Genomic DNA, 22132 nt, shown 5'->3' with positions numbered 1-22132 from the left:
CTCCTCAGACCCGGCCCAGGGCAAAGCCCTTGGCCACGTGGTTGCGAACAAACCAGATCACCAGCATGCCCGGCAGGATGGTCAACACCCCCGCCGCTGCCAGCACGCCCCAATCGATACCCGAGGCCGACACCGTGCGCGTCATCACCGCTGCGATGGGCTTGGCGTTGACCGACGTCAGGGTGCGCGCCAGGAGCAGCTCGACCCAGGAAAACATAAAGCAGAAAAACGCAGTCACACCGATGCCGGAGCCGATCAACGGGATAAAAATCTTCACGAAGAACTTCGGAAACGAGTAGCCGTCGATGTAGGCGGTTTCATCGATTTCCTTGGGCACGCCGGACATGAAGCCTTCGAGGATCCACACCGCCAACGGCACGTTAAACAGGCAGTGAGCCAGGGCTACAGCGATGTGCGTGTCGAACAAACCGATGGACGAATACAGCTGGAAGAACGGCAGCAAGAACACCGCCGGCGGCGCCATGCGGTTGGTCAGCAGCCAGAAGAACAGGTGCTTATCCCCCAGGAAACGATAGCGCGAGAACGCATACGCCGCCGGCAGCGCCACACTCAGGGAAATCACCGTGTTCAGGCTTACGTAGTACAGCGAGTTGAGGTAGCCGGTGTACCAACTGGGGTCGGTGAAGATCACCTTGTAGTTCGCCAGGGTGAAATCCTGGGGAAACAACGTGAGCCCGCCGAGGATTTCGGTGTTGCTCTTGAAGGACATGTTCAACAGCCAGTAGATCGGCACCAGCAGGAACAGGATGTAGATCAGCAGCGGAATAAGCTTGCGTTTGCTCATGTCAGCGGCCTCAGCGGTTGGCGTCAGAGTGGGTCATGGCGGTGTAGAACAGCCAGGACACCAACAAGATGATCAGGAAATACACCAGGGAAAACGCCGCCGCCGGGCCTAGGTCGAATTGACCTACAGCCATCTGGGTCAACGTCTGACTCAGGAAAGTGGTGGCGTTACCCGGTCCACCGCCGGTCAGGACGAAGGGCTCGGTGTAGATCATGAAGCTGTCCATAAACCGCAGCATTACCGCGATCAGCAGCACGCTTTTCATCTTGGGCAGTTGGATATGTCGGAAGACTGCCCAGGCCGATGCACGATCAATCCGCGCGGCCTGGTAGTACACATCCGGAATCGCCCGCAACCCCGAATAGCACAGCAGCGCCACCAATGAGGTCCAGTGCCATACGTCCATCACCAGCACGGTCACCCAGGCATCCGCCGTATTGGCCGCGTAGTTGTAGCTGATGCCCATGGCGTTGAGGCTGTAACCCAGCAGGCCAATGTCAGCACGGCCGAAGATCTGCCAGATGGTGCCCACCACGTTCCACGGGATCAGCAGTGGGATCGCCAACACGATCAGTACCAGGGACGACCAACGGCCCTTGGTCGGCATGGTCAGGGCGATAGCGATGCCCAGGGGTATTTCGATCAACAGCACGCAGGCGGAATAGATGAACTGGCGCAGCAGGGAGTCGTGCAGACGCGGGTCGAGCAATACCTGCTTGTACCAATCGGCACCGACGAAATAGCGGCTGGATTGGTCGAAAATGTCCTGCACCGAATAGTTGACCACGGTCATCATCGGGATCACCGCGCTGAACGCCACCAGCAGGAAAACCGGCAGCACCAACCACCAGGCCTTGTTGTTCTGCACCTTGTTCATGGCAGTACCTCCAGCAGGTAATCATCGGCGTAGAGCATCAGCCATTGCGCGGGAAAGCTGATGGAGGCCGTGCCTTCGGGCACCGGTTTGTCTTCGGCCAAACGCACTTTCAAGGTGGCGCCATCAAGCTTGAGCGTCATGATCTTGTAGGTGCCGAGGTCTTCCAAATGTGTGACATCGGCCTGCATGGCGTCGGGGTTGTACTCGTCCCACACGTGGATAAATTCCGGGCGGATACCCACCTGCAATTTCTTGTAGTCCGTGCTGGCGATGCGTTGTTGCAACGCCTCGGGCAATGGCAAGTGGGTGCCGGCAAACCGCACCCCCGCCCGCCTCGGCCTGCACTTCGATCAGATTCATCCCAGGGCTGCCGATGAAATAGCCGACAAACGTGTGGCTAGGCCGCTCGAACAATTGCCGTGGCGTGCCGAATTGCACGATCTGCCCGCCATACATCACCGCGATCTTGTCGGCAAAGGTGGAAGCCTCCAACTGGTCATGGGTGACATAGACCATGGTGATGTTGAACTGCTCATGGATCTGCTTGAGCTTGCGTCGCAGTTTCCATTTGAGGTGCGGGTCGATCACTGTCAGCGGCTCATCGAACAGGATGGCCGACACGTCGTCACGCACCAGGCCACGGCCCATGGAGACTTTCTGTTTTTCGTCAGCGGTGAGGTTGCGCGCTTTCTTGCTCAGCAGGTTTTGCAGGTCGAGGACTTCGGCGATTTCCTGCACCTTGCTGTGAATTTTCGCTTCGGCCATGCCCTGGTTTCGCAGTGGGAACGCCAGGTTGTCGAACACGGTCATGGTGTCGTACACCACGGGGAACTGGAACACCTGGGCGATGTTGCGCTTCTCGGGCGTGAGGTCGTTGACCACTTTCGTGTCAAACAACACTTGGCCTTCGGACGGGCTGAGCAGGCCGGAAATGATATTGAGCAGGGTCGACTTGCCGCAGCCCGACGGGCCGAGCAAAGCGTAGGCGCCGCCCTGTTCCCAGACGTGGTTCATTTCCCGAATCGCGTAGTCTTCGGGTCCGGTCGGCGCGGGGTTATAGCTGTGCGCCAGGTTCTGCAAATGGATCTCGGCCATCAGGCAACCCTCGCGACACGGCGCCCGGGGGCCTGGACCAAACGGCCCTGGCCATCGAACACAAACAGTTTATGGGTGGGGATATACACGCGGATCGGCGCGTCGACGTCGTACTCATGTACCCCCGGCAGGTGCAGCACCAACAGGAAGTGTTCGCTGCGCACATGCAGGAAGGTTTCCGAGCCGCTGATCTCGGCGACTTCTACGGTTACCGCCAGCTCCAGATCGTCGTCGTTGCTCGGCACCAGGCTGATATGGCTGGGGCGCACGCCAAAGCGGAATTCGCCCTCGCCGATGGGGCGCAGGTCGACGTTCAGCGGGAAGTGCACAAAATTGGCGAAGCTCACCTCGTTGCCAGCAATACGCCCAGGCATCAGGTTGATCGGTGGCTCGGAAAACAGCTCGGCGGCGAGCACCGTCTGTGGCTGGTGGTAGACCTCCGCGGCCTTGCCGCTCTGGATCACCCGGCCTTCGTGCAGGATGGTGGTGGTGCCACCCAGGGCCAGGGCTTCGTTGGGTTCGGTGGTGGCGTAAATCGCTATGGTGTGGCGGGCCTGGAACAGCTCGCGCATTTCCTGGCGCAGCTCTTCGCGTAGTTTGTAGTCCAAGTTCACCAGCGGCTCGTCGAACAGGATCAGTTCGGCATCCTTGACCAACGCGCGGGCCATGGCCGTGCGTTGCTGCTGGCCACCGGACAGCTCCAGCGGGTGGCGCTGGAGGAACTTCTCGATGCGCAGCATCCTGGCGGTTTCCAGCACCTTGCTCTGGATCACCTCGTTGGACACACCGGCCTGGCGCAACGGCGAGGCGATATTTTCGAACACGGTCATGGTCGGGTAGTTGATGAACTGCTGGTACACCATCGACACGTTGCGCAGGCGCACCGGCTTGTGGGTGACGTCGACGCCGTTCATCAGGATGCGACCGCTGTCGGGTTTGTCCAGGCCGGCCATCAAGCGCATCAGGCTGGTCTTGCCGGACAGGGTGCGACCGAGCAGCACGTTAAAGGAGCCGGGTTCGAAACGCAGGGTGGCATCGTCGATCCAGGTTTGGCCTTCGACGACGCGGGAGACATGTTCCAGGGTCAATGACATGACACGACCTTTTTATTATTGGAATGAATCTGGCCAGTCGTCAGAGCGAGTTTCGTGCCAAAAACGGCAGGTGCTTGATCCACAAGGAAATGGAGTGAATGGGATGTTCGGGAGTGAACAATCGGGCTGAACAACTGAACACTCGGGGGGTTGACAATGAACAGTTCTGAACAACACTAATGGGGCCCCCGCGCCTGCGGGGCCCCATAAAAACAATAAAAACAGAAGGTCGCCCGATGGCCGAACCCTTGGCGCACGACACCATCATCCAAGACTCCTGGCGCCGTTGCCGCGCCTTCGGCCTGGACCACCAAAGCACGCCCAGCTTCGATCAATTGCCGGCCGAGGGCATCAGCCAACTGCTGGAAAGCCAGCATTCCCTGGTGCAGACCACGCACCAGGAAGTCCTGCCCTATTACGAAAACATCCTGAGCAATTCCAACTGCCTGATCATGCTGGCGGACAACCAGGGCCAGGTGTTGACCTCGTGGGGCACCCAACGCTTTATCGAGCCCAAACTGGCCCGTGGATTCAGCGCCGGTGCCAGTTGGCAGGAGCGCTCCAGCGGTACGAATGCCATCGGCACCGCGCTGGCCTGTGCCCAGGCGGTGCATATCGAACACGACGAACATTTCCTCAAGGCCAACCGTTTCATGACCGGCTCGGCGGCGCCGATCTTCGATGCTCAGCGCGAGATCATCGCGGTGTTGGATGTGTCCAGCGACAGTTATCTGCCGCCCTCCCACACTCTGGGCATGGTCAAGATGATGAGCCAGACCGTTGAGAACCGGCTGATCCTCAATCTATTTCGTGGTGAGCATTTCCAACTGACCTTCAACACCGGCCTGAGCAACCTGGACAGCCAATGGGCGGGCCTGCTGATCTTTGATGAAAGTGGCCAGGTGCTGTCGGCCAACCGCCGCGCCGATAACCTGCTGGGCATCAGCCTGTCGCGAGTGATGATCGACAGCTTGTTCAAAGTGTCGCTGCTGGAGTTGCTCAACCAACCGGAGGGCTTGCCGTTTTCGTTGCAAGCGGCGGGACGCAATCGGTTTCAGTGCTTATTGAAACGCCCCAAGCAGATGCCAGTGCAGGCGCGCGTCTTCACTGAGCCTGTGGTTTCGAAACAGGCGACGATTGGTCTCAACACCCTGCATTTTGGTGATGCTCGCGTAGAAAAAGCCGTGCGCCAGGCCGAGCGTTTGCTGGAAAAAGATATCCCGCTGCTGATCCACGGCGAAACCGGCGTGGGCAAAGAAGTGTTCGTCAAAGCCCTGCACCAGGCCAGCTCCCGCAGCCAGAAGGCGTTTATCGCGGTGAACTGTGCGGCGATTCCCGCTGAGCTGGTGGAATCGGAACTGTTCGGCTACGAAAAAGGCGCGTTCACCGGCGCCAATCAAAAAGGCAGCATTGGCCTGATCCGCAAGGCCGACAAGGGCACGCTGTTTCTCGATGAGATCGGTGATATGCCGCTGCCGACCCAGGCGCGCCTGCTGCGCGTGTTGCAGGAGCGTTGCGTGCAACCGGTGGGCAGCAGCGAGTTGTTCCCGGTGGATTTGCGCATCATATCGGCGACCAACCGCGCACTGCGGGAGCTGGTGCAAGCTGGGCGCTTTCGCGAGGATTTGTACTACCGCATCGGCGGCCTGACCCTGGAGTTGCCACCCTTGCGCGAGCGTACCGACAAGCAGGCGCTGTTCCAGCAACTGTGGCAACAACACCGCGAGCCCACTCAATGGGCCGGTTTGAGCGCTGAGGTGTTGGCGTTATTCGAGCAGCACCCATGGCCGGGGAATTTGCGCCAGGTCAGCAGCGTTTTGCAGGTGGCGCTGGCGATGGCCGAGGAGCAACCGATACGGGCGGAGCATCTGCCGGATGATTTTTTTGTGGATTTGAACGTGGCGCCGCCGCTGCCGACCAGTGAGTACCTGGACGACAGCATTGATCTGACCCAACGTTTGAAAGCGGCCGGCGGGAATATTTCCCACTTGGCGCGGGAACTGGGGGTGAGCCGCAATACCTTGTACAAACGCCTGCGCCAGCACTAGCGGGGCTTGATCACCACCAGCAAGTCGGTGAAGTACTCCACCTGGATCGGCAGGTTATCCGCCAAGGTCGACAGGGCCGCCGCCGTATCGTCCAGCTTGAACACGCCGGACACGCGCAGGTCCCGCAGCGCTTGTGGGTCGAAACGCACCATGCCAGGACGGTAGCTGGCCAGGGTTTGCAGTACTTCGCTCAGCGGCTGGTCGTTGACTTTGAGCAGGCCGCGAGTCCAGGCGTCCGGGTCGGCATTGCCGATCGCCTGCGCAGGCATGGCGCGGCCATGGTCGAGGACGGAACGCTGGCCGGCGATGACCTTGACGCCCTCCTCGACCTCACCTTTAACCGCCACGGTGGACTCGATCACAGTGACCACTGTTGTGCCGTCCGGCGCACGCTTGACCAGGTAACGCGTACCCAGTGCGGTCGCCGTACCTTGGTCGGTTCGTACCACGAACGGCCGTTGCGCATCTTTGGCCACGTCTACCCAGAGTTCGCCTTGCAGCAGCTCGATCACCCGCTGCTGGCCGTCGAACTTCACGTCCACCGCCGAGTTGCTGTTGAGCTGCAACTGGCTGCCGTCTTCGAGCGCGATCTGACGGCGCTCGCCGACGCCGGTGCGCTGGTCGGCCATCCACACCGGCAGGTGCTCCAGGCTCAGCCAACCGCAGAACACGACGCCGAGCACCCCCAGCACCTGTGCACAGCGAGCTCGTTGCGGGGCAAATGCGCGGTTCAGGGCGAGGCGAGCCGGTTGCGCCGGCACGCTGTCGAGGCTGCCCCATAAGGCGCGCATGCGATCGATGGCCACGGCGTGGCGCGGGTCGGCCTCGCACCAGGTAGTGAAGGCCTGACGGTCAGCGTCGGTGACATCCTCATCGTGCAGGCGCGTCAGCCAATTCGCTGCTTGCTGGATGATCTGTTCGGAGTTCATGTCAGTGGATCCGCCGCGTGCAGGCTGTGATAGCAGTGAACCAGGGCGCTGGAGATGTAGTTTTTGACGGTGCTGGGGGACACCGCCAGGCGTGCGGCGATTTCGCTGTAGGTCAACCCATCAAGGCGACTCAACAGGAACGCCTCGCGGGCCTTGGTCGGTAAACCGGCGAGCATTTCGGCGATGCGTTCCAGGGCTTGTAGCGCAACATGGATCGCCGCCGGGTCGGGCATGCCGGCGTCTTGGCACTGGATGACCAGCGCTTCCATATAGGCTTTTTCGATACGCCGACGACGGGCGCCGTCGATCAGCAGGCGCCCTGCCGTGGTGGCCAGGAAGGCCCGGGGTTCCTTGATAGCTTGCGGCTCGGCCAGCATCAGGACACGGATGAATGCGTCGTGTGCCAAGTCGGCAGCGTGCTGGGAGCAACCGAGTTTCCTGCGCAGCCAGCCATGCAACCAACCATGGTGCTCGCGGTACATCGCCGTAAGGGCCTGCTGACGCGCTGAGTCGCCCAGCGCGGCCGGAATGTCATGCATGCGCAAAAAATTCTCAAATGGGAAGTGTTACCAATTGCGCAAACAATGCCAGTAAAACAGCGTTGGAGCAAGCGGGCTCACATTCTCTGAAAGCCCATTCCCACAGGTGTGTCCGCTTAGCGCCAGCTCCACGACACGCCGGTGTAGATGCCACGACCATCCGCGGGTGTAGACCGAGCAACATCCAGGCCTTTGTCGTCATAGCCCGGCGTGACCGTGTTGGCGTAACGGCGGTTAGTGAGGTTGCGCAGGTCAACCCAAGCTTGCCAATCCTGCTTTGGCGCGTCGTAGCCGAACGTTGCGCCGACGATCGTATAGGCCGCGGCGTAGTAGGAGTTGGCGTAGTCCACCGCCACCTTTGATGAATGCTCGGTGTTGAGGCTGGTGTAGAAACCGGTCGGGTGGCTGTAGCGCAGTTGCGCCTGATAGTAGTGCTTGGGGATGCCCGGCAAGGTGTTGCCACCAAAGCGCTCGTCGTCACGGTAATGGAAGTCGCTGAAGGTGTAGGCCTGGCGCAGGTCAAGCTTGCCGCTGCGGCCGCCATCCCACACCGGGCTGAGCAGGCCCAGTTCCACGCCTTGATGCACGGTGGGGCTGGCGTTGGATTCGGCAACGATGGCATTGCTGGTTGAAGTCTGGGCTTGAGTTTCTACGGTGAGCAGTTCGTGGCGCACTTCGGAGCGGTAAAGCGCCAGGTCCCACTGGCCGAGCCACGCTTCACCGCGACCGCCGACTTCCAGGGTGGTAGCGGTCTGGTTTTTCAGGCTGACGCCTTCACGCGCCAATCCGGTGGCCGGTCCGCTGCCCGCAGGGAAATACTTGTTGGAACCCCAGATCATCGACCACGCGTGCGGCGGCTCGACGGAGCGGCTGAGGTTGCCGTACACCTGCAATTGCGGGTTGAAGTCGTAACGCAGCCCGATGCGAGGCGCGTAGTCCCAATCGTGCTGGCTGAGCGGCGCCTGGCCTTCGGGATAGCTGACCTGGGTTTCGCGGCGGGTGTAGATGGCGGCCAGGCCGGTGGTCAGCCACAGGTCTGGTATCAGTTCCAGGTCGTTGCCGATATGCAACACGGTGTCGGAACCGAGGTAGCTGTAGTCGCGGGTCTTGGTGCCGGGGGCGTAGCTGGCCGTGTTGCCAGCGGGAATGCGCACATACTCGGCACCGCCGTTATTGGGCATCGCCTGGGTGGTGCGCAGGCCTAGGGTGGTTTTGCTGTCGTGACCGAACACCGTGTCCTGGCGGATGTAATTGAGGGTGCTGCTGACGTCGGTGTAGGCGACTTTCAGACGGATAGTGCCCTCGCGCAGGTCCATCGGGTAATCGTGATACGCCAGGCCAACTTCAAGGCGGGAGTTGTCGTCCAGTTGCAGGGTGGTCTTGTTGGCGATCCAGGTTGAGCCGGGTTGCAGGCGCTTGGAGTCGCGAGCGGCGTTGAGGCTGTTGGCGGCACGCGGGTCGTGACTGATCTGGTCGCGGGTGAGTTTGCCGGGTGTGTCGTTGGTGGTTTCGCGGTAACGGAAATAAAAGCGGGTTTCCAGATTCGGGTTAAAGCGATAGCCGAAGTTGGCAGCCACGCCCTTGCCTGTGGCCGCGCTTTGGCGCTGGTAGCCGTCGGATTCCGAGTCAGTCAGGCTGATGTAGTAGTCCGCATCCCCCAGCACCTGCCCCGAACTGATCTCGCGCTGGGCGTAGCCACGACTGCCCGCCTCATAGCGCACCTGCAGCTTGGGTGCGTCGTAGCCGGTTCGGGTCACGTAGTTGACCGCGCCACCGAGCGCCAGGGCGCCCTGATCAAAACCGTTGGCGCCGCGTAACACCTCGACCCGGCTTTGCCATAACGGATCCTTGAGCTCGTAAGGTGTGCCACCGGGACCGGTCAGCGGCAGACCATCGAACATCTCGTAGAGCCCCGACGCGTGGGAGCCAGGGCTACGGTTGAGGCCCGAACCGCGAATGGACAGTTTCACCCCTTCGTTATTCGCCGCCTTGGCGTACACCCCCGGCTGGTACTTGAACACATCTTCGTTGGTGCTCACCCGCCCCTGCTGCACGCTGCTCATGTCGATGTAATTGGTGGCGCCGGGCACGCTCTTGAGCTGCGCCTGGGCGACTTCTCCAGACGTGGCTTCAGCGGTGGTGACTTCGACCGGTGCCAGCTGCAAGTCTTCGGCATGCACCAGCGAGCTTAAGGTCAGGGCGGCAAACAGGAATGGAGGTTGGCGCAGCAGCATGGGTGAGTCCTTGAAATGCGGGGGCGTGACGGCTGGGCCGTCACGCGAACAGTGATGGGAAGCCAGCGATGATCACCAAGTCACGCCTTTTTAATGGACCAGACCCTTCCCACAACACCTTCGGACCCGCTTTCTTTTTAAGTCCAAAAACGAATTAACACATGCAAACTCAGTATTTAAAGAAATAACCACTAACCATTATTGTGGAGCCACTGAGTCACCTACGAGATCACCCTGATGCCAACATCCGCGAACGTCATTGACTTTACCCTTCACCGCAAACGCCGCCAGGCCCGCGCAGCGGCTGAGTTGATGTGGACGATGTACGCGGCACGCGCAGGGTTGGCGGTGTTTACCAACCACGCTGCGACGCCCAGCGATACCCGCCGGGCGTAGGCCGATGAATTTCCTGCATGTGCTTCCCGAACCTCCCGCCCCCCTACCCAAACCTACTACGGACGACGATGTAATCAGCCTGTGCGTCGCACATAACCTGCAACGCCTGCGCAGCAAGCGCCACTTGTCACTGGACGGACTGGCCCGTGCCTGTGGCGTGAGCCGGGCGATGCTGGCGCAGATCGAATCCGGGCGCAGCGTGCCGTCGATCAAGGTGCTGTGCAAGATTGCCAAAGGATTGAAAGTGTCGGTGGCGGCGTTCCTGGAAGACCGCGCATTCGAAGGGGTCGAGGTGTTGCCGGCGCAACAGAGCAAACGCCTGGTGAGTGCCGATGGGGCATTTATCAGTCGAGCGTTATTTCCCTACGATACGGCGCGCCAGTCGGAGTTCTACGAGATCCGCCTGCGCGCTCTGGGTGAGGAAGTGTCCGCAGGCCATGGCCCAGGCATCCAGGAAAACCTGGTGGTCGCCCAGGGCGTATTGGAAGTCAGCGTCAATGAAGAGCGCTACTTGCTGTCTACCGGCGATTCGATCCTGTTCTACGCCGACCAGCCCCACCGCTACCGCAACCCGGCGGACAGCGAGGCGGTGGCGTTCCTGGTGATCACCTACCCAGAACGGTTGGACTGAATGCAAAACGCCCCGACTATTCGGGGCGTTTTTGGTTGCGCGGGACCTGTCAGCAGGTGCAGCACATCATTGGCATGCCGTTGCAGCTCATCATCATCGGCATGGCGCAATCGCTCATCAACTTGTTCATGAGCATGCAGCAGTTGTCCATCATGGCCATGCTCATGCCCGGCATCGGCATCATTTTGCACAGCATGCCATCGGCCTGCATCGTGCATTCCATCACGCACTTCATCATCGGCATCGACATGCCCATCGGCATCATCATCGGCATATTCATGCTCGCCATCATGGCCATGGCGTCGGCCGACAGGCACATCATCGACATATTGGCGCACTGCATCATCATCGGCATGCCACAGTTCATCATCATCGCCATCATCTCGGCGTTGGTCTTGAACTGAGCCATGTCCATGCCGGCGGCAGGCTTCATGGTGCACATCATCGCGTCACCGGCCATTTCGCACTTCATGGTCGCCATCATCATCGGCATGCCCATCATCGGCATCATTGGCATGGCGGTATTCATCGGCATCTGCATTGCGTTCATCATGTTCGAAACTCCGTAATCGACAGGAAATGGCTAAGTTCTGGCGCCGATTCTAGTGATGCCGGAGCGCTGCACAAGACGACGGCAGAGCAGCGGGAATGGGTGTTGCGCAGCCCGCTTAGTCAACCGCAACAGCGAAACGTAATGTGATGACCGGCATTCCGCTGTGATGACAACGGCTTGGTAAATCAAAACAGCGAAATCGATGTGATGGATATTCGAACCAGGAATACCCACCAACCTTAAGGAAATAAACGATCTAACGCTGGTTCAGAAACATCAGCCTCAGGTCCGGCTGTACTGCAATTCCAGCGTGGTGCTGATCAGGCGAGTGAAGATGGTGAGTATCTCGACCATTTGCGGGTTTTCCAGTTTTTTGGGGAGTACGTCCAACGCGCATAGGGTTCCGAAGACGCTGCCGTCGGAGAAGACAATCGGCAGTGAGATATAGCTTTCGAAGCCATGTTCCCTGGGCAATGGGTTTTGCCAGAAAACCGGATCCTTGCTGGCGTGTTCGATGATGATGGGGGTGGGATTAGCACGCAGACCGTTGCACAGCGTGGCTTCAAGCTGCAATTCATAGCCGACCTCCACGCCGAAATGCAGCTCGTCGTACACCGCACATGCCACCCAATGGGTATCGGTCATTTTCGAGATCGCCGAGAAGCGCATATCCGTCAGGCGTGTAGTCAGCCGCAGAATATTGGACGCCGTTTCTATCTCGGCGATGACCGCCAGTTCTTCAGAGGTTAAAGGTTTGATAGCGCTCTCCTGATTCTCAAATAAAACCAAGCAGCCCTATACCTGGGCTATTGCAGCTCATTCGCGAAACGCCCCACCGCATTCACCACCTGCTTGGCGCCACCCTGGATCTCGGTGATGACTGCGCCGGCCTGGTTGGCCAGTGTCAGGCCTTGCTCAGCTTGCTCGCGACTGCTGAACATTTCTGTGATGGCTTCGTCGGCGAGGCGCTGGTTCTGCTGGACCACGCTGACGATCTCTTCGGTTGCAGTGCTGGTACGGCTGGCCAATTGCCTTACCTCATCAGCTACGACCGCAAATCCACGGCCCTGTTCACCCGCTCGGGCGGCCTCAATTGCGGCATTGAGCGCGAGCAGATTGGTTTGCGCGGCGATGCCCCCGATGGTCTGCACAATCGCGCTGATCAGCAACGATTGTTTGCCCAACGCCTCAATGCTCCCGGTGGCGGATTGCATTTGCAGAGCAATGTTTTGCATGGTCTGTACAGTGTTCTGCACAACCGCGGCGCCACGTTCGGCCGTGACATCGGTTTGCAGCGACACCTCGTAGGCCACGCCGGCGGCGGCCTTGACCTCGGACTCGCGCAAGACCTGGTCGGTGACCACGCTGGCAAACTTGACCACTTTGCACAGCTTGCCTTCCGCATCGTGCACCGGGTTGTAGGTAGCTTCGAGCCACACCTCGTTGCCACGGCTGTCCACGCGTTTGAAGCGGCTGGCGACAAATTCGCCGCGATTGAGGGTTTGCCAGAACGCGGCGTAACCGCTCGAAGCGGCCTCCTGCGTGGTGCAGAACATACTGTGTTTTTTGCCGACGATCTGATCGAGCGTGTAGCCCATGGCGTCGAGGAACTGGGTATTGGCGGTGACCACCGTTCCGTCCAGTCGGAACTGGATGACGGCCGTCGAACGTATCAACGCGTTGATAAACGCTTCGTTTTCTTTGGCTTGCTCAATGGCGCGACTGACTTCGGTGCCGTAGCCCTGGATCTGCGAAAGCCGGCCGTCACGCCCTCTGATCGGGCACCATGTCAGGTTGATCCACGCCAGGCTGGCGTCACTGCGCAGGAAGCGGTAATCGTCACTCACCGGCTCTGAACGGGCGATTGCTGCGTTGAAGTCACGAAAACAGGGTAAATCCATGACGTAAGGCGGAACAATTTCACTCAGGAGTCGACCCTGCAACTGTTCGCGGGAGTAGCCCAAAGCCCGGGCAAAATCCTCGTTGACGGCCGTAAGCCGCAAGTCAGCATCCAGGCATATGGAGAGCATGCCACGGTCATACTGCGCAACAAGCTGTCGTAACTGGAAAAGCTCGTCGTCCCGGTCCTGCAGATCCTTCTTCAAACGGCGATTAAACATGGCGGCGTCCCTGGGGTAGTCATCACTGCATCGGCCATGCGGCCTACGGCTTAAGCATAGGCCGACGAATAGTCACTTGCCCCTCAGTTGTTCCGCTCAACGAAGATGGATTAGTCGCCGGGCTTATCCAGTGCCTGCATCAGATCGTCTGCCTCGGATCCCACCGCAAACCTGAACCCGTACATCTCATCAGCCGCCAGTATTTCCCGAAGGGCCTCGATCAACTGCGCTTCGGTGGGTGAGTCACGCAGCAGTTTGTGCGCAGGCAATAACAACTCGGCGGGAACTCCCTCGATACTCGCGGCGTTGATCACCGCAAAGAGGATAAAGCGCAGGCGTATCTCGCGGTCCGTCGGCCACACCGTTTTTCGCTTCCCCAAGGTAGGGCCTCACTTTTTCGGAAAAGTCCGAGGCTATTGCCGACGTCGGGGTGTTTCAAGCACGGGGGTGCAAGATAGGCTGTTTCCTACAGCCAAAAGAGAAAGACCTTACCTGCACGAGGATTAGGGTAGTGCATATCGGGCTGACGCTACCGCGTTGCCTGCCGGCAGCTCACTGTACTGGCAGGAAATTCATCAGCAATAAGCTTTGCGCATAGTTGAGACCTATACGCCGGTATCGTTCATCAAGCATCTGTGTCAGCAGATCGAGGCGCGCCACGATCTTGCCAAATTCCACCGCAAAACTAAGGTTGCTGCCCTCCTCCGATATCTCATTGGAAAACAACAGCAACACGCCATTCGCATCCTGGCGCTTGCTGAGCAGCCATGTGGCCTTCTCGATATTGCGCGCGGCATTGCTGACAAACTGTGGATTGATCGAGTCGGTTATGTAGAACTCGGTGCGCCCACCATGGGCTGTCACCAGCATGCTGCCGATCGCATAGATAAACGCACCGACTCGATCGCCCTGAAACTCTGGGCTCAAGGAGTAGCTCAAGGCGACCAGATCGCGACGCTCGCCCAGGGCGGGCAGCGGTCGTCGCTGCTCAATCGCCTGGCGAATCTCTCGCTCGGCACTCACCGCATCCGGGTAACCCGACTGTCGCCACTGGCTGGGATTGCGCAGATAGAGCTTGCTCATCAGTAAATACAAACTTTGCAGGTTGTCACGCATGCCCAGGGTCGCCATACGATCGACACTGGTTTGAAAGAACTCATCGGGCTTTCCATTGCTGAACTGCTTGGCAATGTCCTGCCCCTGTTGCTGGGTGCAACCAGTGGCGCCGAGTACAAACATCGCAACCAACAGCAGTGGCCGGCGTAGGCGACGAATGATTGAAAGAGGAAACGTACGATCCATCGAAACCCGATCTTGTTCTACTGCCCTCGCGGGGAATCGGCGGGGCTGGGACAAGGATAGAGCCGAGAAATCAAAAAAAGTGCGACCGATATCGGCAGATTGTGTTCGAAGTGTGTGCCAGAGCGCTTCGTGACGAATTCGTCACAGGGTCTATACTTCTGGAAGCAGTTGAATGTGTTGTTGGCGAGCCAGGGTTGCATTTCCATTTTCGAGCGTTCTGGCGCATATATGTACATTGCCTACGGCACTACCACCAGCAACTGCCTACGAGGTGACGGCGATGAAGCATCCAATTCGAGCACAGATGTTTGCCCAGATGATTTGCCTGCTTTCGGTGGCTCAGCTTTTCTGCTGATTGAGATGAGAAACTGCCTTTAACAGTGGCTGCGGGTGTGGCAGTGAGAGGTATTGCCCACCTGACTCCAAAATCCCAAAACCAAAAAAGCCCCGCATTGCGGGGCTTTCGTATGAATCTTGGTGGGAAACCAGGGATTCGAGCGCTTCTTGGACACCACATAGCCTCTCTAGGCCAAGAAGTGCCCATGCTGGATCTACTTGTGCTTGCCAGCGCATTCGGCAACCGCGAAGAAAATATACTTCATCGGCGCTCAACCATTCGAGTCCCGTGAGGCACGTACTTCAACAGAGACGGAAGTCTTTTTCAGCGCTTCCTCTACTGGCAAAAGACCGCCCCTAACGTGGAGTCATTATTTGGCTTGGCGAAGCACAAGCTCCGACAGACGGGTTTTAACTCGGAAGCAGAACTCGCGAATTTGAAATTGATAAGCGGGCATAACCATGTAGTTTAAATCGGGGCCTAACGAGTCTTTAATTTCCATGTATTTAGCAGTTTTGGCAGCAATGGCTTGGTATTCCGCTTCATATTTGGCGTAAGACGCTTTGTTGTAAACCTTTAAAACATCCAGCTCTTTACGGCATTGCTCAGCGCGATTTTGATTTAGGTCTGTTTCTGATTCTGACTGAGCGGCTTCAGCAGAGGCATGGACTGGGGATTCAGCACTGGCGTTCGCAGCAGGTGCAGCTTCATAACGCACAGTCCAATTTTCTGGTGTCGAATGGGCGACTTCAGGCGGTGCTTCATGGACCACGGCAGGGGGTGGAGTCACGTTAGGTTTTTCTGGAGTTTTCGTAGCGCATCCCGAGAGGGCAAGTCCTACCACTACAACGATGCCACACATTTTATCCATCGGTTCCACCAAGAAGTAATTACGGTTGGCTGAGTCGTTAGGTTCTGGGTAAAAGTCATAACTCATTCAGTGATCGAGTGTAAATTTTCTACCAGACTCAAGGCGCTCAGCCTCTCTTCCTTGAGTGCACAGATGGACGATAATAGTAAAAAAACAAAAAGATGACGAGTAAAAGCTCTTCAGAAAAGCCACAAAATTATTGGGACAATTTATGGGGCCAAACTAAGCATGCCCCCTGATTGGGGATGCTGAGCGGGAGAATCCGGACCGACACGCCAGGAAGGCAAAGCAGGTACAACGCGGCTACTAAGCACTGTGGCGGTTTCAACTTCGTGATAGACGGCCCAAGACAGCATCGAAAGTTATCGACATTCGCGGCCCGAGTCAGCCACTGGTGCACGGTGAGCAGGCGGTTACCAAACGGGTTACAGAAGGAGATATGCAACCGTCAAATCCTTCGAATAGGCAAATTTAGGCATGCCTATGACGAACCGTCTTCCGCAACCAGAACTCCAGAAACACGAAAGCCCCGCATTTGCGGGGCTTTCGTTTGAATCTTGGCGGGAAACCAGGGATTCGAACCCTGGGAACGCTATTAACGTTCGCCGGTTTTCAAGACCGCCAAGCAAACTCAAGCGGGCTGGAACCTTGAAGGCCTTCGGCGTTCCTTTACTCGCAGCAACCAACCACGCTACGGGCCGCATTCTGCAGGGGGTGCGGTTTTGGTTTGGGAACTGTTTTTTCCTCTCCCGCGGCGTTCTGCCGAATGAAAAAAATACCAAAAAAAGCCAAAGACTTATGAGATACACCATGACTGCTTTCGGCCAATAGCAGACAGATCGTTCTACAGCCTCGGCGCTTTGTATCAGCCAGCAGAGCGCTAGCGCAGCGAGGAAAAATACTGAGTAGGCGGTTTACCCAGTGCTTTCTTGAACATCGTGATGAATGCATTAACAGAGTCATATCCTAGGATGCCCGCTACACGTTGCACGGATACCCCCTCCGCCAAATGACTCAGTGCGATCATCAAATGCAATTGTTGACGCCAGCGTCCGAAGCTCAGCCCGGTCGTGCTTTCTACAAGCCTGGCCAGCGTTCGTTCACTGGTTGCAAGCCGAGTGGCCCACTCGCGCAACGTGGTTCGGTCGCCTGGATCTGAGAAGAGCGTATCCGCGATTTGTTTGATCTTGGGGTGGTCTGATATCGGCAAATGCAGCTCTTTCAGCGGGGCATCGGAAAGCTGCTCAAGCAGCACTGCAACCAGCCGAGCTGTCTTGCCCTCGGAATGGTAAGCAGGTTCCTGTTCAGCGAGATGCAGGACCATCTCCCGAACAAGGGGCGTAATGGCAACCGTGCAGCATTCTTCAGGCATGGCTGCCGCACCGGGCTCAACGAACAGAAAGCAGGTCCGGGCGTTTGCGGTCACTCGGCAACTGTGCGGCGTGCCGCCAGGGATCCATACGGCGTGCTGGGGAGGGACAAGCCAGAGTGCATTTTGCACCTCACAGCTCACTGCGCCGTGCAAAGACAGGATCAGCTGGCCTTTACGATGATCATGCGGGCGGGCACCCGAATCATTGAGGTCAGGCGCAACCTTGAGGGCAATCGCTGCCTGGGCGAAAAGGTCTGAATCGAAATCTTCCGGCGAGGAAACGATATTTTTTGAGCTTGGCATAATTTAGGTATCGGGCGTCTTGATATCTATATTGTACGAGCCTGAAGTTCTCTACAGTTGTCTTCTTTCAAGAGGACAGATAAAGAATATGTCAGATACAAAAAACAAGTGGCATGCCATCGCGCTCGTCGCAGGCATTCTGCTTATCGCCGTGAACCTGCGCGTTCCCTTTACCAGCATCGCGCCCGTTTTGCCGCTGATCCAGAATGATTTTGGCTTGAGCGCCTCAGCTCTAGGCCTGCTTACTTCACTGCCATTACTTGCCTTTGCAGCCTTCTCCCCGCTCAGCGCATCGGTCGCCCGCAGGTTCGGCATCGAGCGCACGCTTTTCGGTGCACTGTTGGTCATTTCAGCGGGCATCCTGCTCCGCTCCACAGGCAGCGCGTGGGCGTTGTACGCCGGTACGATATTGATAGGCACTGGGATCGCCCTGGGCAACGTGCTGCTGCCCGGCCTGATCAAACGCGACTTCTCGACAAAAATGGCGTCCATGACCGGCGCTTATTCCATCACGATGGGTGCAGCGGGCGCTGTCGGTTCTGCCGTAATAATTCCGCTGACCCAATCATGGGGATGGCCGATTGCCCTGAGTTTGTTGGTCTCAGCCCCGTTGTTGGCGCTGGTGGTGTGGCTGCCGCAGTTGAAAAAACACGAATACGTAAATCTGTCAGGTCCAAAACAAGCGCCAAACGTGGCCGTCTGGCGTTCGCCGCTGGCATGGCAGGTCACACTGTTCATGGGGCTGAACGCGATGCCTTTTTATGTCGCCGTCGGCTGGCTGCCGACCATTCTGATGGACCATGGCATATCCCCGGAGCAAGCAGGCACGGTACACGGCACGCTTCAACTGACCACAGCCATTCCCGGCTTGATTCTGGCGGCCACGCTTCGCCGTCTCAAAGACCAGAAACTGGCAGCCGCTACCGTAAGCCTGTTAACCGCCTCATCCCTGATCGGGCTCATTTACGCGCCAGACTACGCCATGTTGTGGGCCGCGGTCCTGGGCTTCGGCTCTGGTGCCAGCATGATGCTCGGCCTGACCTTCATCGGCTTGCGCACAAAAAATGCCGGTGATACGGCGGCACTTTCAGGAATGGCGCAGTGCGTCGGCTACCTGATGGCAGCCGCAGGCCCATTGCTGCTGGGCCAACTGCACGACTGGACCGGTGGCTGGACAGCACCGCTGCTGATCACTGCCGCAATCTCCGTAGCCGGCGCATTCACCGGCATGCTGGCCGGGCGCAACGTTCAACTTGAATCCGCTGAATCATCGTCGCGAACAAGCCCAGCAATCCAGTCAGCGAATGCGCTCACAGTTGGCGATAAAAAGCGCTGATGCGGGTATAGCAGGTGCACAGGAACCGATGCGGGCTGCCAGTCAGCAAGCACTTCGACCAGTCGCCCTTCTCGCAGATGCTCGCTGACCACATTCTCAGCGAGCTGCACCAGCCCGAAGCCTTCAAGGCACATTTTGATGTAGAGCCCAGTCTCGTTGACAGCCGCTGTGCCGTTCACCGGGACTGAGACCCTTTCGGTGCCACGGGCGAAGCGCATTTCGCTTGCTTGCCTTGCGCGGCCCGAGAAGTAATGGATGGCCCGGTGGTGAGACAAATCTAGCGGAGTTTGCGGAGTACCGTTTTCTTCGAGATAGGCGACAGACGCACAGGTTACCCAGCGAAACCGGCAGAGGGGGCGCGCAACGAGCGTTGAGTCATCGAGCTCACCTGTACGAATAACGCAATCGACACCCTCTTGAACCAGATCAACCTGCCGATCGTTGACGCCTATCATCAGGTAGATATCCGGGTAGCGCCTGTAAAAGTCTTGCAGGTTTGGCATGACGATGAAGTGTGCAATGCCACCGGGCATATCGACACGCAAACGCCCCTGTGGCCGTTTTACGGAATCCGTAAGGCTGGTCTCTGTGTGTTCGATCAACTCCAATATTTCTCGGCATTGCACCAGATATTGTGCGCCTTCAGAGGTCAGGTTGACCCGCCGCGTTGTTCTGTTCAGCAGGCGCACCTGCAAGTGCTTCTCAAGATTTTTAACGCTGCTGGTAACTGTCGAGGCCGGCAGAGAGAGCGTCTGCGCCGCCTGGATAAAGCTTCCTGCTTCAGCCACACGCACGAAAACCTGCATCGCTTGAATACGGTCCATGACTGTTAGCAGCCTCAAAGCAGTGATAGGGGGAAGTCGTTATTATTCGTAAATATTGAATAATAAAAACAGTTTAACCATCTTTTTCCCGCAGTACCGCATTGCGTACATTGCTTCCAACGAAATTTGAAGAGGTGTACAGAAAATGGCTGAATATAACCGCAGCATTGTGCAGGCCCCGGCCGCTCCGGTCGCCCGCACCCTTATCCGCGGCGCCACTGTGCTAAGCATGGACGGTGATATCGGCAATCTGGCGCGCGGCGATATCCTTATCGAAGGCAGCACCATCACGGCCATAGGTGAAAACATCGAGGCCGGCGACGCCGTTGTTATCGAGGCATCCGGCATGATTGCCATGCCCGGCATGGTCGATACGCATCGTCACTCCTGGGAAGGCCAACTGCGTCGAATCAATCCGAATGCCGAAACCCTAGAAGACTACTGCAACGCAACGCACTTCTCGTTCGCCAAATACTATCGCCCGGCTGACATGTATATCGGCAATCTGCTGACTGCATTGGGCTGCATCGATGCGGGCATCACGACCGTGGTCGATAACTCGCACAACAGCCGCACCGGCGCCCACTCCGATGCCGCGGTCGAGGCGCTGCTCGATGCTGGTATCCGGTCTGTACACGCCTCCGGTGCGCCAGTTTCCGGTGAGTGGGACAAAGCCCACTGGCCGGGCAACCTGGAGCGTCTCCAGGAAAAATACGTCAATAACGGTGACAACCCGCTGCTCTCGCTGGCGGTGATGGCGCAGCTGGAACCTGAGCTGTGGCCCGAGGCCCGGCGTCTGGGGCTGCCGATCATCACCGAATTTTTTGGCGGGGACATGGCAGCTGAGTTGGAGGGTTTGCATCGCGAGGGCCTGCTGCGCCCCGATAACATCTTCAACCACTGCACCTCGCTGCCGGACGCCGGCTGGAAAATTCTTCGCGAGGCTGGCGTGCGGGTCAACGTATGCCCGCGTTCAGATGCCCACTACGGCATTGAAGATGGAATGTTCGCCATGCAGTCAGCCCAGCGCCACGGCATCAGCCCGGGGCTGAGTGTCGATAACGAAACCTCCTACAGCGGTGACATGTTCATGGAGATGCGGGTGGCGTTCTACCTGCAGCGCGTCATGGGCATGCACCAGCAGCGCTGCTGCGGCGCAGAACATCATCCGGTGACCCTACCTGCTCATGGCCTGCTCAAAGCCGCCACTCTCGACGGCGCTACCTGTGCCGGATTGCAAGACAAAGTCGGCAGCCTGGCCCCCGGCAAACAGGCCGACCTGATCCTTATAAACGCGCAGGACATCAACCTTTACCCGTCAGGCAACGCATTCGGCACCGTTGTACACGCGGCCGAACGCAGCAATGTCGACACGGTCATCATTGGCGGTCGCATCGTCAAGCGCGGCGGCAAGGTGCTGGGCGTGGACAGCGAAAGGCTGCGTGCAGCAATCGACGAATCCCGTGAGCATCTGTTTGCTGCCGCAGGCTACCAGCCGGATATTTTTGCCGAGACATTTATGCCGCTTGAGTCAGCCAAGTAAGGAGGCGCGAAATGAACGCAGCTTACTACCTGCTGGCCATCGCCGCGGGGCTTGGCATTACCACCCAGGCACCAAAGCATTTTCGAGTTATCAAAACGCTTTTCGTCCAGGGTGTTATCCCGGTGCTTCACGCCGTACCAGGGCGCCAAAGCGCGCACCAGGGGAACGTCGCGGATCATCGTTTCGATGTGGCGCTTCATCATAGTGTCGGCGTCCGGATCGGTCGGGCACCAGGACAACACGTTGCGTTTCTTGTGCTGGATCTTGTAGCCCTTATTGGCTACCAGCATCTTGGTATAGCCAACCCGTGTCGACTTCAACACGTTGACTACAGCGATCAGGTCATTGCCCATCGCATTAAGAATGGAGACCTGAAACGGCGCCGTGGTCCAGCGCCCCTCCTGATAGGACGACTCGGAGGACAGGTAAAAATGCTTATCGGCCCACTCAACCGCCGTCAGTGGCGGTTCCTTGTAGAGACCGGTTAGGCCCTTACGGACGCTATCAATCAGCGCCCTCATCCAGGGCTTCGACGAACTCATCTAGAAGCTCCGGCAAGGTGTCGGCCAGGTTGACCGCTTCGTTCCGCGTAACGGCTATTTCACGTTGGATAGCCTCGATGTGACGCACCTCGATATCCGGGTGCTTGCGTTTCACTTTGATGTGAATGGTGTCCAGCGTTGAGCCGAGCATCGCGCTCAACTTGCCCAGGGCGAACAGGCAGAAATCCACCGGCACCAGCTTTTTGGCTTTCACCCGATTACGCATTTCTTGGGCGTCGGCTTGCTCAGTGGTCAACCGCAGTTTCTGCTGCGCTTGCTTGTACTCAATCAGAGGATCAATGGGTTGGCCGTCGTCATCGAGCGGTTGTTGTTTCTCGCCCTTGTGAACCAGCCGGTTATCCAGCACAGAACGCACGTCGT

20 protein-coding genes and 2 pseudogenes are annotated in these 22132 nt (G+C 58.1%); 5 read left to right on the top strand and 17 right to left on the bottom strand.

Features of this window, described 5'->3' with window-relative positions:
- Nucleotides 1-4: 4 nt before the first annotated feature.
- The 4 genes and pseudogenes from AOA61_RS05860 to AOA61_RS05845 all read right to left on the bottom strand — a co-directional run bounded on the left by AOA61_RS05860 (nt 5) and on the right by AOA61_RS05845 (nt 3871).
- On the bottom strand, nt 5-805 hold the full coding sequence (locus AOA61_RS05860; RefSeq protein ID WP_003232361.1) for a carbohydrate ABC transporter permease: 801 nt from the start codon (nt 803-805) through the stop codon (nt 5-7).
- 10 nt (nt 806-815) lie between these two features.
- The gene (locus tag AOA61_RS05855; RefSeq protein WP_032889576.1) at nt 816-1682 is read right to left on the bottom strand and encodes a carbohydrate ABC transporter permease; all 867 of its coding nucleotides are present in this window, start codon (nt 1680-1682) and stop codon (nt 816-818) included.
- A pseudogene (locus AOA61_RS05850) lies at nt 1679-2777 on the bottom strand (ABC transporter ATP-binding protein). The gene AOA61_RS05855 and the pseudogene AOA61_RS05850 overlap by 4 nt, the downstream one beginning before the upstream one ends.
- A complete protein-coding gene (locus tag AOA61_RS05845; protein ID WP_032889580.1) occupies nt 2777-3871 on the bottom strand; it encodes an ABC transporter ATP-binding protein in 1095 nt (364 codons plus the stop codon). The pseudogene AOA61_RS05850 and the gene AOA61_RS05845 overlap by 1 nt, the downstream one beginning before the upstream one ends.
- A 236-nt stretch (nt 3872-4107) precedes the next feature.
- On the opposite strand from AOA61_RS05845, the gene AOA61_RS05840 reads away from it, so the two are divergent.
- The gene (locus AOA61_RS05840; protein WP_099601322.1) at nt 4108-5919 is read left to right on the top strand and encodes a sigma-54-dependent Fis family transcriptional regulator; all 1812 of its coding nucleotides are present in this window, start codon (nt 4108-4110) and stop codon (nt 5917-5919) included.
- Here the strand turns inward: AOA61_RS05840 and AOA61_RS05835 are convergent.
- From AOA61_RS05835 to AOA61_RS05825, 3 genes are all read right to left on the bottom strand, one after another.
- Nucleotides 5916-6848 (bottom strand): FecR family protein, encoded by a 933-nt coding sequence (locus tag AOA61_RS05835; RefSeq protein ID WP_099601321.1) that lies wholly within the window; start codon nt 6846-6848, stop codon nt 5916-5918. The genes AOA61_RS05840 and AOA61_RS05835 overlap by 4 nt on opposite strands.
- Nucleotides 6845-7387, bottom strand: a complete 543-nt coding sequence (locus AOA61_RS05830; RefSeq protein ID WP_099601320.1) for a sigma-70 family RNA polymerase sigma factor — start codon at nt 7385-7387, stop codon at nt 6845-6847. Before AOA61_RS05830 ends, AOA61_RS05835 begins: the two co-directional genes overlap by 4 nt.
- Nucleotides 7388-7503: 116 nt before the next feature.
- Nucleotides 7504-9621, bottom strand: a complete 2118-nt coding sequence (locus tag AOA61_RS05825) for a TonB-dependent receptor (protein WP_099601319.1) — start codon at nt 9619-9621, stop codon at nt 7504-7506.
- Between the two features lie 237 nt (nt 9622-9858).
- On the opposite strand from AOA61_RS05825, the gene AOA61_RS31490 reads away from it, so the two are divergent.
- Both AOA61_RS31490 and AOA61_RS05820 read left to right on the top strand, forming a co-directional pair.
- Nucleotides 9859-10017 (top strand): hypothetical protein, encoded by a 159-nt coding sequence (locus AOA61_RS31490; RefSeq protein WP_163033225.1) that lies wholly within the window; start codon nt 9859-9861, stop codon nt 10015-10017.
- Nucleotides 10018-10021: 4 nt separating this feature from the next.
- On the top strand, nt 10022-10648 hold the full coding sequence (locus tag AOA61_RS05820; RefSeq protein ID WP_099601318.1) for a helix-turn-helix domain-containing protein: 627 nt from the start codon (nt 10022-10024) through the stop codon (nt 10646-10648).
- A gap of 49 nt (nt 10649-10697) precedes the next feature.
- Here the strand turns inward: AOA61_RS05820 and AOA61_RS05815 are convergent, their stop codons facing one another.
- The 7 genes from AOA61_RS05815 to AOA61_RS05780 all read right to left on the bottom strand — a co-directional run bounded on the left by AOA61_RS05815 (nt 10698) and on the right by AOA61_RS05780 (nt 17506).
- Nucleotides 10698-11201 carry a hypothetical protein gene (locus AOA61_RS05815; RefSeq protein ID WP_164440486.1) on the bottom strand — a complete coding sequence of 168 codons (504 nt, stop codon included), beginning with the start codon at nt 11199-11201 and terminating at the stop codon, nt 10698-10700.
- Nucleotides 11202-11483: 282 nt separating this feature from the next.
- Nucleotides 11484-11990: a GAF domain-containing protein gene (locus AOA61_RS05810; RefSeq protein ID WP_241089485.1), complete on the bottom strand. Its 507-nt coding sequence runs from the start codon at nt 11988-11990 to the stop codon at nt 11484-11486.
- Between the two features lie 17 nt (nt 11991-12007).
- Nucleotides 12008-13321 (bottom strand): PAS domain-containing methyl-accepting chemotaxis protein, encoded by a 1314-nt coding sequence (locus AOA61_RS05805; protein WP_032889586.1) that lies wholly within the window; start codon nt 13319-13321, stop codon nt 12008-12010.
- A 110-nt stretch (nt 13322-13431) separates the two neighbouring features.
- Complete coding sequence (locus tag AOA61_RS05800) at nt 13432-13701, bottom strand: hypothetical protein (RefSeq protein WP_095184460.1); 270 nt, start codon at nt 13699-13701, stop codon at nt 13432-13434.
- A 172-nt stretch (nt 13702-13873) separates the two neighbouring features.
- A complete protein-coding gene (locus AOA61_RS05795) occupies nt 13874-14623 on the bottom strand; it encodes a hypothetical protein (protein WP_032889588.1) in 750 nt (249 codons plus the stop codon).
- Between the two features lie 707 nt (nt 14624-15330).
- Complete coding sequence (locus tag AOA61_RS32145) at nt 15331-15897, bottom strand: hypothetical protein (RefSeq protein ID WP_241150136.1); 567 nt, start codon at nt 15895-15897, stop codon at nt 15331-15333.
- An 814-nt stretch (nt 15898-16711) separates the two neighbouring features.
- Nucleotides 16712-17506, bottom strand: a complete 795-nt coding sequence (locus AOA61_RS05780; RefSeq protein ID WP_099601316.1) for a helix-turn-helix domain-containing protein — start codon at nt 17504-17506, stop codon at nt 16712-16714.
- A gap of 88 nt (nt 17507-17594) precedes the next feature.
- Between AOA61_RS05780 and AOA61_RS05775 the strand changes: the two genes are divergently transcribed.
- Nucleotides 17595-18842: an MFS transporter gene (locus AOA61_RS05775; protein ID WP_099601315.1), complete on the top strand. Its 1248-nt coding sequence runs from the start codon at nt 17595-17597 to the stop codon at nt 18840-18842.
- On the opposite strand, the gene AOA61_RS05770 is transcribed toward AOA61_RS05775, so the two are convergent.
- Nucleotides 18755-19666: a LysR family transcriptional regulator gene (locus AOA61_RS05770; protein ID WP_099601314.1), complete on the bottom strand. Its 912-nt coding sequence runs from the start codon at nt 19664-19666 to the stop codon at nt 18755-18757. The genes AOA61_RS05775 and AOA61_RS05770 overlap by 88 nt on opposite strands.
- A 145-nt stretch (nt 19667-19811) precedes the next feature.
- Here AOA61_RS05770 and AOA61_RS05765 point away from each other — a divergent pair, with 145 nt between their 5' ends.
- Complete coding sequence (locus AOA61_RS05765; RefSeq protein WP_099601313.1) at nt 19812-21209, top strand: amidohydrolase family protein; 1398 nt, start codon at nt 19812-19814, stop codon at nt 21207-21209.
- Between the two features lie 53 nt (nt 21210-21262).
- Here AOA61_RS05765 and AOA61_RS05760 read toward each other — a convergent pair.
- Together AOA61_RS05760 and AOA61_RS05755 are read right to left on the bottom strand one after the other, a co-directional pair.
- A pseudogene (locus AOA61_RS05760) lies at nt 21263-21751 on the bottom strand (phage terminase large subunit family protein); the annotation flags it as partial.
- Nucleotides 21714-22132, bottom strand: a 419-nt coding sequence (locus AOA61_RS05755) for a terminase small subunit (protein WP_099601312.1), incomplete at its 5' end; no start/stop codon positions are given. The gene AOA61_RS05755 and the pseudogene AOA61_RS05760, both read right to left, overlap by 38 nt.

This window comes from Pseudomonas sp. 2995-1 (genome assembly GCF_002742505.1).
In the GTDB taxonomy this organism is placed as follows: Bacteria; Pseudomonadota; Gammaproteobacteria; order Pseudomonadales; family Pseudomonadaceae; genus Aquipseudomonas; species Aquipseudomonas sivasensis.
The sequence above is the reverse complement of the archived record's forward strand: the minus strand, read 5'-3'. Positions and strand labels throughout refer to the sequence as shown.

Coding starts and splice junctions, on each gene's coding strand:
- AOA61_RS05860 (WP_003232361.1), bottom strand. CDS start 805: ATGAGCAAACGCAAGCTTATTCCGCTGCTGATCTACATCCTGTTCCTG.
- AOA61_RS05855 (WP_032889576.1), bottom strand. CDS start 1,682: ATGAACAAGGTGCAGAACAACAAGGCCTGGTGGTTGGTGCTGCCGGTT.
- AOA61_RS05845 (WP_032889580.1), bottom strand. CDS start 3,871: ATGTCATTGACCCTGGAACATGTCTCCCGCGTCGTCGAAGGCCAAACC.
- AOA61_RS05840 (WP_099601322.1), top strand. CDS start 4,108: ATGGCCGAACCCTTGGCGCACGACACCATCATCCAAGACTCCTGGCGC.
- AOA61_RS05835 (WP_099601321.1), bottom strand. CDS start 6,848: ATGAACTCCGAACAGATCATCCAGCAAGCAGCGAATTGGCTGACGCGC.
- AOA61_RS05830 (WP_099601320.1), bottom strand. CDS start 7,387: ATGCATGACATTCCGGCCGCGCTGGGCGACTCAGCGCGTCAGCAGGCC.
- AOA61_RS05825 (WP_099601319.1), bottom strand. CDS start 9,621: ATGCTGCTGCGCCAACCTCCATTCCTGTTTGCCGCCCTGACCTTAAGC.
- AOA61_RS31490 (WP_163033225.1), top strand. CDS start 9,859: ATGCCAACATCCGCGAACGTCATTGACTTTACCCTTCACCGCAAACGC.
- AOA61_RS05820 (WP_099601318.1), top strand. CDS start 10,022: ATGAATTTCCTGCATGTGCTTCCCGAACCTCCCGCCCCCCTACCCAAA.
- AOA61_RS05815 (WP_164440486.1), bottom strand. CDS start 11,201: ATGATGAACGCAATGCAGATGCCGATGAATACCGCCATGCCAATGATG.
- AOA61_RS05805 (WP_032889586.1), bottom strand. CDS start 13,321: ATGTTTAATCGCCGTTTGAAGAAGGATCTGCAGGACCGGGACGACGAG.
- AOA61_RS05795 (WP_032889588.1), bottom strand. CDS start 14,623: ATGGATCGTACGTTTCCTCTTTCAATCATTCGTCGCCTACGCCGGCCA.
- AOA61_RS32145 (WP_241150136.1), bottom strand. CDS start 15,897: ATGAGTTATGACTTTTACCCAGAACCTAACGACTCAGCCAACCGTAAT.
- AOA61_RS05780 (WP_099601316.1), bottom strand. CDS start 17,506: ATGCCAAGCTCAAAAAATATCGTTTCCTCGCCGGAAGATTTCGATTCA.
- AOA61_RS05775 (WP_099601315.1), top strand. CDS start 17,595: ATGTCAGATACAAAAAACAAGTGGCATGCCATCGCGCTCGTCGCAGGC.
- AOA61_RS05770 (WP_099601314.1), bottom strand. CDS start 19,666: ATGGACCGTATTCAAGCGATGCAGGTTTTCGTGCGTGTGGCTGAAGCA.
- AOA61_RS05765 (WP_099601313.1), top strand. CDS start 19,812: ATGGCTGAATATAACCGCAGCATTGTGCAGGCCCCGGCCGCTCCGGTC.